The 8419-nt window shown below is 70.2% G+C and carries 10 protein-coding genes; 5 read left to right on the top strand and 5 right to left on the bottom strand.

The features are described 5' to 3' along the window. Nucleotides 1-41: 41 nt before the first annotated feature. The 3 genes from ABZV40_RS12610 to ABZV40_RS12620 all read right to left on the bottom strand — a co-directional run bounded on the left by ABZV40_RS12610 (nucleotide 42) and on the right by ABZV40_RS12620 (nucleotide 1299). Nucleotides 42-311 (bottom strand): hypothetical protein, encoded by a 270-nt coding sequence (locus ABZV40_RS12610; RefSeq protein ID WP_355439141.1) that lies wholly within the window; start codon nucleotides 309-311, stop codon nucleotides 42-44. Beyond that, nucleotides 308-712, bottom strand: coding sequence for a DUF948 domain-containing protein (locus tag ABZV40_RS12615; RefSeq protein WP_355439144.1), 405 nt, complete (start codon nucleotides 710-712; stop codon nucleotides 308-310). The genes ABZV40_RS12610 and ABZV40_RS12615 overlap by 4 nt, the downstream gene beginning before the upstream one ends. A gap of 92 nt (nucleotides 713-804) precedes the next feature. Beyond that, on the bottom strand, nucleotides 805-1299 hold the full coding sequence (locus ABZV40_RS12620) for a DinB family protein (protein ID WP_355439147.1): 495 nt from the start codon (nucleotides 1297-1299) through the stop codon (nucleotides 805-807). A gap of 161 nt (nucleotides 1300-1460) precedes the next feature. Here ABZV40_RS12620 and ABZV40_RS12625 point away from each other — a divergent pair, with 161 nt between their 5' ends. Continuing rightward, nucleotides 1461-2039 carry a GNAT family N-acetyltransferase gene (locus ABZV40_RS12625; protein WP_355439149.1) on the top strand — a complete coding sequence of 193 codons (579 nt, stop codon included), beginning with the start codon at nucleotides 1461-1463 and terminating at the stop codon, nucleotides 2037-2039. Here the strand turns inward: ABZV40_RS12625 and ABZV40_RS12630 are convergent. Together ABZV40_RS12630 and ABZV40_RS12635 are read right to left on the bottom strand one after the other, a co-directional pair. Further along, on the bottom strand, nucleotides 2036-2671 hold the full coding sequence (locus ABZV40_RS12630; RefSeq protein WP_355439152.1) for a maleylpyruvate isomerase N-terminal domain-containing protein: 636 nt from the start codon (nucleotides 2669-2671) through the stop codon (nucleotides 2036-2038). The two genes, ABZV40_RS12625 and ABZV40_RS12630, sit on opposite strands and share 4 nt — an antisense overlap. Nucleotides 2672-2712: 41 nt before the next feature. Next, nucleotides 2713-4062 carry a replication-associated recombination protein A gene (locus ABZV40_RS12635; protein WP_355439155.1) on the bottom strand — a complete coding sequence of 450 codons (1350 nt, stop codon included), beginning with the start codon at nucleotides 4060-4062 and terminating at the stop codon, nucleotides 2713-2715. A 37-nt stretch (nucleotides 4063-4099) separates the two neighbouring features. Here ABZV40_RS12635 and ABZV40_RS12640 point away from each other — a divergent pair, with 37 nt between their 5' ends. The 4 genes from ABZV40_RS12640 to ABZV40_RS12655 are packed head-to-tail and all read left to right on the top strand — an operon-like array spanning nucleotide 4100 to nucleotide 8341. Next, complete coding sequence (locus tag ABZV40_RS12640; protein ID WP_355439158.1) at nucleotides 4100-4678, top strand: uridine kinase; 579 nt, start codon at nucleotides 4100-4102, stop codon at nucleotides 4676-4678. A gap of 53 nt (nucleotides 4679-4731) precedes the next feature. Beyond that, nucleotides 4732-5736 (top strand): chemotaxis protein CheB, encoded by a 1005-nt coding sequence (locus ABZV40_RS12645; protein WP_355439161.1) that lies wholly within the window; start codon nucleotides 4732-4734, stop codon nucleotides 5734-5736. Beyond that, on the top strand, nucleotides 5733-6476 hold the full coding sequence (locus tag ABZV40_RS12650) for an ATP-binding protein (protein WP_355439164.1): 744 nt from the start codon (nucleotides 5733-5735) through the stop codon (nucleotides 6474-6476). Before ABZV40_RS12645 ends, ABZV40_RS12650 begins: the two co-directional genes overlap by 4 nt. An 11-nt stretch (nucleotides 6477-6487) precedes the next feature. Next, the gene (locus ABZV40_RS12655; RefSeq protein WP_355439167.1) at nucleotides 6488-8341 is read left to right on the top strand and encodes a CheR family methyltransferase; all 1854 of its coding nucleotides are present in this window, start codon (nucleotides 6488-6490) and stop codon (nucleotides 8339-8341) included. The last annotated feature ends 78 nt before the right edge of the window (nucleotides 8342-8419 follow it).

Raw genomic sequence — 8419 nt, forward strand, 5'->3', positions numbered from 1 at the left:
TCTGGCTGGGAGTTGTCAGGGCGCGCTGATGAGGCGAACGACTAGTGCTTGCCGTTCGCCCTGGGCGCTCGACGCCCCGGCGTGAAGCCCGTCTGACGTTCCACGGTCTCCTGCAACTCCTGTTCCCGTTCGGCCATGCCCGCGCGCACCTCGGCTCCGAAGGAACCGATGGCGCCGGCGAGCTCACGCAGGCCTTCACCCACGTTAGCGCCGATACCGGCGGGAGTCGCCTGCTTTGTGACCTCGGCGGCCTTGCGCGCGAGGAAGACGCCTGCCGCGGCACCCAGCCCGAACCAGAAGAGGCGGCTCATTTCGCACCTCGCCCCGGACGGCGCTTGGCGTGCTTGTTCGGCTGCTCGGCGGCCCTGCGACGGGCCTTCACGGCCTTGCTCACGCCGTAGGACAGCGCGGCGGCCTTGACCAGCGGACCGCCCAGCGTGGCGGTGAAGAGGCTGGTGAGCGCGGAGACGTTGCCGGTGACGGCGCGGGCGTTGGCCGTGATGCCGTCGACGCGCTCCAGCTGCGTGTTCACGTGCGTCAGCGTCGTGTTGGCCTCGACGAACAACGGGTCGCTGTTCTCGTGCGCCTTGCGCATCGCGATCGTGGCCTCGTCGAAGAACCGCGCTGCCTTGACCGCCACGACCGCCAGCACGAGCACGAGCAGCACGAACGCACCGGCGGCGACCAGCGCTGCGATCTGCCCTGGCGACACGGATCCTCCTGGTGACCGGCGTTGTGGCTTGGTTGCGGGTGAGATTACCGGGTGGGTCCGACACCCAGATGAGGGGCCACAGCGGTTGATCTTCAGCGACCGGTGACGCCGTCGATCTGCTCCCGGAGGATGTCGGCGTGACCCGCGTGCCGTGCGGTCTCGGTGGTCATGTGGGCGAGGATCCAGCGCAACGACTTCCGCGTGCCGTCGACGGGAACGGCCATGAGCGCCTCGGGACCGCCCGCGGCCTCGATGGCCCGGTCGCTGTCCGCGATCGCCGCGCGGTACGCCTCGACCACCTCCTCCGCCGCGAGCCCGGCGGGCACCGCCATGTCCAGCTCGTCGGCCTCCGACCAGTCGTTGCCGCCGAGGTGGTGGTCGAACCAGAACCGCTCGGCCTCGGTGAGGTGCTGCACGAGCCCGAGCAGCGACGTGCCGCTGGCGACCATCGGCCTGCGGAGCTGCTCCTCGGTCAGGCCCTCCGTCTTCTTGAGCACGCAGTGGCGCTGGAACTTCAGGAACGCGTGCGCCACGTCGAGCTCGCCGGTGTCCACGCGCGGCACCGGTTCGCGCTGCGTCTCCGCCATGCCGTGAAAGTACGCAACACACGGTCAACCAATTGAAACGGACCACTCATTGACGCGAACCCGTCACTGCCTGTGAAATACCGGTCACAGAGGGCTTGACATCGGCGTCTGTGCGCAGTTGAGGTTAGGCACACCTAAGTTGACCCCGTGCAGGAGGCCCTGTGAAGCCGGTATCGCACCTGGACTCCTACCGGAGGCAGGTCACCGCGGGCGCTCCCGCGGTCCCGGAGCTGACGGACCCGTGGCACGCCCGCGTCGCCCGGCCGGACGGCTACGACCTGCACGTCATCCACCGCTGGAACCAGGCACCGCACGTGGCGGCGTTCGCGCGGCGCGCCTGGACGCTGCCCCGGTGGGAGGCCGAGCTGCGGGGGCAGCTGAGCGGTGACGACGTCCGGCCGCTGCTGATCAGCTGGCACGGGCGCCCCGTCATCCACGCCGAGGTGTACCGGGCGGCGCGCGACGTGGTCGCGGACTGCTACCAGGCGCGGCCGCACGACCTCGGGCTGACCCTCGCGGTCGGTGAGCTGGCGATGACCGACCGCGGGCTGGTGCGGTCACTGCTCCCCCGGCTCACCGACGCGCTGTTCGAGGCCGATCCGCACTGCACGCGGATCGTGATGGAGCCCGACGTGCGCAACAAGCGCGCCATCAGGTCGTTCGAGGCGGGCGGGTTCATGGCCGCCGACGAGATCATGCTGCCGAACAAGCTCGCCTTGCTGATGGTCTGCCCTCGTTAGAACGCGGTGATGTCCCGCGGTGCACGTTCCTTGCGGCTAAGCGCGCGCACGATGTCGATGGCCTTGTGGCGGTTGAGCGACAGGCGGGTCAGCAGGTCGATCACGGTCTCGTTGACGGAGCGCGGGAACTCCGGGGTGTCGGCGCCGACGCTCACCGCGAGGTCGTCGGAGTGCACGACGAGCTCCATCAGGCGGGTCACCAGGTAGTCGTCGAGCGGCACGGCCCACGGGCCCCAGTGCGGCATGCGGACCGGGCGGTTGTCCAAGCCGGGCAACGTCTTCTCCAGCTCGGCCAGCACCCGCTCGAACTGGCCGCACAACGCGGCGTGGCCTTCCTCCGCGATCTTCTCGCCGCCGGCGCGGATGCGGGTGTGGAGCTCGGAGTCGATCTCCAGGTCCGTCCAGTTCGACCGCGCGTAGTGCTCCATCAGGCCGACGACCGGCTCGTCACCGACCGGCGCGGTGGTCATCGACGGCAGCGGCAGCACCTGGTAGCCGAGGTGGCCGGCGAGGCCGCTGACGCCGAACTCGGGCAGTGCGCTCGGCTTGTCCCAGTGGTCGGCGACCTGCTGGTGGCGCAGGAGGTCCAGGGCGATGCGGGCGGTGGTCAGGAAGTCGTCTCTGATCGTCACTTCGCCGAAGCTACAAGATTTCCGTTCGGGCACCGAGCGACTTACTCGCCCCTGATCACCCGGCGCAGCCGCGGCAACCGCTCCGCCACCGCGCGTTCCGCACCGCGGCCGGTCGGCTCGTAGTAGTCCCGCCCCACCAGGTCGTCCGGCGCGTACTGCTGTGTCAGCACGCCCTCCGGAACGTCGTGCGGATACCGGTAACCCTGCGCGTTCCCGAGCTTCGCCGCCCCGGCGTAGTGACCATCACGCAGATGCGGTGGCACAGCACCGATAGCGCCCTTCCGCACGTCCGCGATGGCGGCACCGATGGCGGTCGTCACCGCGTTGGACTTCGGCGCGGTGGCGAGGTGGATCGTGGCCTGCGCCAGGTTCAGGGCGCACTCGGGCAACCCGATCAGCTGCACGGCCTGCGCGGCGGCGACACACGTCTGGAGTGCCGTGGGGTCCGCCATGCCGACGTCCTCGCTGGCGTGGATCACCAGGCGGCGCGCGATGAACCTCGGGTCCTCCCCCGCCTCGATCATCCGCGCCAGGTAGTGCAGGGCCGCGTCGACGTCGGAGCCGCGGATCGACTTGATGAACGCCGACGTCACGTCGTAGTGCTGGTCGCCGTCGCGGTCGTACCGCACCGCCGCCTTGTCCACAGTGGACTCCAGCAGCGCCAGGGTGATCACGCCGGAGTTCGACGCCACCGCCGAGTCCGCCGCGGCCTCCAGCGCGGTCAGCGAACGGCGGGCGTCACCGCCGGCCAGCCGCACGAGGTGGTCCTCCGCGTCCGGCTCCACCACCACCGAGCCGTCGAGACCACGGGGGTCCGAGACCGCCCGGCGGATCACCGCGCGCACGTCGTCGTCGGTCAACGACTTGAGCTGCAACACCAGCGACCGCGACAGCAGCGGCGAGACGACGGAGAAGAACGGGTTCTCGGTGGTGGCCGCGACCAGCAGCACGATCCGGTCCTCGACCGCGCCCAGCAGCGCGTCCTGCTGCGTCTTCGAGAACCGGTGCACCTCGTCGATGAACAGCACGGTCGCCTCACCCGACCGCACCAGCCGGCGCCGGGCCTCGTCGATCACCGCCCGCACCTCCTTGACGCCCGCCGACAACGCCGACAGCGCCACGAACCGCCGTCCGGTCGCCTTCGACACCAGGGTCGCGAGGGTCGTCTTGCCGGTGCCGGGAGGGCCGTAGAGCATCACCGACGCCGGGGTGGCGCCCTCCACCAGGCGGCGCAGGGGCGCGCCCGGTCCGAGCAGGTGGTCCTGACCGACGACCTCGTCCAGCGCGGCCGGACGCATCCGCACGGCCAGCGGGGCGTTGGCCGCGATGCGCTCGGCCTTCTCCTCGTCGGTCGCGCCGAAGAGGCCCTCGTCGAACAGACCTTCGCTCATGCGTTCGAGCCTAGGTCATGTGCGAAAATCGCGTCTCGTGCCCATCCCCCGCGCAGTGCTCCTCGCCGGACCGTCCGGCTCCGGCAAGTCGACCTTGGCCGCCCACCTCGGCTGGCCCGTGCTGCGCCTGGACGACTTCTACCGCGACGGCGACGACCCGCTGCTGCCCCGCGACGAGCACGGGCGCGCGGACTGGGACGCGATCGGCTCCTGGAACGCGGACAAGGCACTGGCGGCGGTCATCGAGCTGTCCGAGACCGGCAAGACCGAGGCACCGGTGTACTCGATCGGGGAGGACCGCGCGGTCGGCACGCAGACGATCGAGCTGGGCGACGCGCCCGCGTTCATCGCCGAGGGCCTGTTCGCGGATCTCCTGGTGGCGGGTGCGAAGGAGGCGGGTGTGCTCAGGGACGCGGTGGTGCTCGCCCCGAGCGCGCCGGTCACCTTCATCCGCCGGTTCGCCAGGGACGTCGCCGAGGCCCGCAAGCCGGTGCCGACCCTGATCCGGCGCGGCCTGCGGCTGATGCGCGAACAGCCGCAGGTGGTGAGAAGGTGTGTCGGCGCCGGCATGCGCCGCACCACTCCAGGTAAGGCCAGGGCCGAACTGGCCGTGTGAGACCGGTGACCACGGGTATCCGGAGCGAAACCCCCCGAGGGTGAGGAGCTTCGGTGCGCAGGGACCTGGTGGTGGTCGGTGCCTCCGCGGGAGGCGTCGAGGCGTTGCGCCAGCTGGTGGCCGGGCTACCGCACGACCTGCGCGCCGCTGTGGTCGTCGTGCTGCACATGCCCGCCGGTGGTTCGTCGGCGCTGGCGTCGATCCTGTCGCGCAGCGGCGCGCTGCCCGCGGTGACGGCCGAGGACGGCGCGGAGCTGCGCAACGCGCACATCTACGTCGCACGCCCGGACCACCACGTCGTCGTGCACGACGGAGTGCTCCAACTGTCCAAGGGACCCACGGAGAACGGCTACCGGCCCGCCGTGAACGCGTTGTTCCGCTCCGCCGCGCTCGCGAGGGGCCGGGCGGTGATCGGCGTGGTCCTGTCCGGCGCGCTCGACGACGGCACCGCGGGCATGGTGACGATCAAGAGCCGCGGCGGCGTCACGGTGGTGCAGGACCCCGGGGACGCGGTCTACCCCGGCATGCCGGAGAGCGTGCTGCAGCACGTCGAGGTCGACCACGTGCTGCCCGTCGCCCAGATCGGCCCGCTGCTGGCCCGCCTCGCCGGCGGGTACGCGACCCCGAAGATCACCGAACCCGTGTCCGGCGCACTGCGCATGGAGGTGGCGGTGGCCCGCGACGACGCCGGAGCCGCGTACGGCGACATCCCCACGATCGGTTCTCCCACCATCTTCACCTGCCCCGACTGCTCGGGCTCACTGGTGGAGATGCCCGGCGAAGGAATCCGGTACCGGTGCCTGGTCGGGCACGCATGGACGGCAGACGCACTGATGGACGCGATGGGCGGCACCCTGGAGCGCGCCATGTGGACGGCGTTGCGCACGCTCGACGAGAAAGCCTCTCTCGCGCACCGCATGGTCAACGTCTCCCGCGACGCCGGACGCACCCTCGTCGTCGAGCGGTACCGCCGCCAGGAGGAGGAAGCGCTGGCGGCGGCCGAGGTCCTCCGCAAGTATCTGTTGCGGGACGCTGTGCGCGAGGAGACCGGCACATGACTGCTATCAGGATCGAGACGACAGACCTGGCCGGTGTCTTGGTCGCAGCGCCGGTGGGACGGTTGGAGCTGGTCTCGTACGCCTCGTTGCGCGACGGACTGCTCAAGCTCGCGGTGGACGAGCCGCTCGCGCTGGTCGTCCGGCTCGACGACCGGTTCGAGGTGCCGAGCAGGGCCATGCTCGCGGTGTTCACGACGGTCTGGATGAAGGTCTCGCAGTGGCCGGGCATCCCGCTGGCCCTGGTCACCGACGTCGACGACCACCTGGAAGAACTGCGGACCAGCGGTGTCTCCCGGTTCATCCCGACGACCAGAACCCTCCCGGAGGCGCTGCGGGCCGTGGAGCAGCCGCCCGAGCGCCGGTTCCGCCGGGTCGTGCTGCCCGACTCGCCAGCCGCGCCGATGATGGCCCGCGCGGCCGTCCGCGAGGCCTGCGAGCGGTGGGAGCTGCAGAAGATCTCCGACGACGCCGTGCTGGTCGTGAGCGAGCTCGTCGAGAACGCGGTCCGGCACGCCCGTTCCTCGTCGACGCTGCGCATCGAGCTGCGGCCACGCGGTCTCTCCCTCGCGGTGCGCGACGACGACCCGTCGCCACCGGTGCTGGAGCCGCCGGAGCCGGACGTGCCGGGCCATCGCGGCGTGCAGCTGGTCGACAGGATCAGCGTCGCGTGGGGCTTCGCCCCGTCATCCGGCGGCGGCAAGATCGTGTGGGCGGTCCTCGGCCTGCGTGAAGGCGAGTAGGTTCTCCCGGTGTGAGTGACGGCCAGTCCATCCACGACCAGGACTTCGAAGAGGTCCTGCAGTACCTCAAGGAGTCGCGCGGTTTCGACTTCACCGGCTACAAGCGCACCAGCCTGATGCGGCGCGTGCGGCACCGGATGAGCCAGATCGGGGTCGAGGACTACGGCGACTACATCGACCAGCTGCAGGTCAACGCCGACGAGTTCAGCGTCCTGTTCAACACGATCCTGATCAACGTCACCGCGTTCTTCCGCGACCCCGAGGCGTGGGCGCACCTGCGCGAGGAAGTGATCCCGGCGCTGCTGGCCGACCGCGGGCCCGACGACCCGATCCGGGTGTGGAGCGCGGGCTGCGCGTCCGGCGAGGAGGCCTACAGCCTCGCGATCGTGCTGGCCGAGGCGATGGGCACGGATCGGTTCCGGCAGAACGTCAAGATCTACGCCACCGACGTCGACGACGAGGCGCTCACCCACGCCCGGCACGCCAGCTACGTCGAGCGGGACATGCAGTCGATGCCGTCCGAGTTCGCAGAGAAGTACTTCGAGCACCACAACGGCCGCTACAGCTTCCGCAAGGACCTGCGCCGCTCGGTGATCTTCGGCCGCAACGACCTCGTGCAGGACGCGCCGATCTCGCGCATAGACCTCCTGGTGTGCCGCAACACGCTGATGTACTTCAACCAGGAGACGCAGGCGCGCATCCTCGGCCGGTTCCACTTCGCGCTGGTGCCCAAGGGCGTGCTGTTCCTGGGCAAGGCCGAGATGCTGCTCAGCCACAGCCGCATCTTCGACCCCGTCGACCTCAAGCGGCGCATCTTCCGCAAGACCGCGGCCGGTCCACACGCCCCGGCGAACTTCGTCTCGCACGCGATGGTCCACGATCGACGCGTGGACCTGCGCGGCATGGACGAGTTGCGCGAACACGCCTTCTCCGCGAGCCCCGTCGCCCAGATCGTGGTGACCGCGGAGGACGTCGTCGCGCTCGTCAACCGGCAGGCGGAGAACACGTTCGGGCTGTCTGCCAAGGACGTCGGCCGGCCGTTGCGCGACGTCGACATCTCCTACCGCCCGGTCGAGCTGCGCGGCTACGTCGAGCAGGCCAGGCTGGAGCGCAAGTCGTTGCGGGTCGAGGACGTCGAGTGGCTGCGCGGCCCCGGCGAGTCCCTGTGGTTCGAGGTGCACGTCAACCCGCTGGTGGGGGTCGACAACACCATCCTCGGCGTCTCGGTCGTCTTCCACGACGTCACCGCCGCGCGCCGGCTGCTGGAGGACCTCGAACACGCGAACCGCCAGCTGGAATCGGCCTACGAGGAACTCCAGTCCACGAACGAGGAGCTGGAGACCACCAACGAGGAACTGCAGTCCACGGTCGAGGAACTGGAGACCACCAACGAGGAGCTCCAGTCGACCAACGAGGAACTGGAGACGATGAACGAGGAGCTGCAGTCGACCAACGACGAGCTCCAGACCATCAACGACGCCCTGCGCGACCGCACCGGCGAGCTGGACCGGGTCAACGAGTTCCTGGAGTCGATACTGACCTCGTTGCGCGCCGGGGTGATCGTGCTCGACGTGCAGATGCGGGTGCTGGCGTGGAACCGCGGCGCCGAGGAGCTGTGGGGCGTGCGCCGCGACGAGGCCGAGGGCGAGCACCTGCTCAACCTCGACATCGGGCTGCCGGTGGCCGACCTGCGCCCGGTCGTGCGGTCGGCGCTGAGCGACGGCGCGTTCATGGAGGAGGTCAAGCTCTCCGCGGTGAACCGGCGGGGCCGCGAGGTGCTCGTGCGCGTGGTGTGCAGCTCGCTGCGCGGCACCAACGGCGCCCCCGACGGCGCCATCCTCGTGATGGAGCAGCAGCAGGACTGACCAGGCTCCCTGAACGGTGCGCTCGACGCGCTCGTTGTCGATGAAGGGCGCCTTCATCCACGTCAGGTCGATGAAGGC

This window comes from Lentzea sp. NPDC004782 (genome assembly GCF_040609115.1).
Classification (GTDB): Bacteria; Actinomycetota; Actinomycetes; order Mycobacteriales; family Pseudonocardiaceae; genus Lentzea.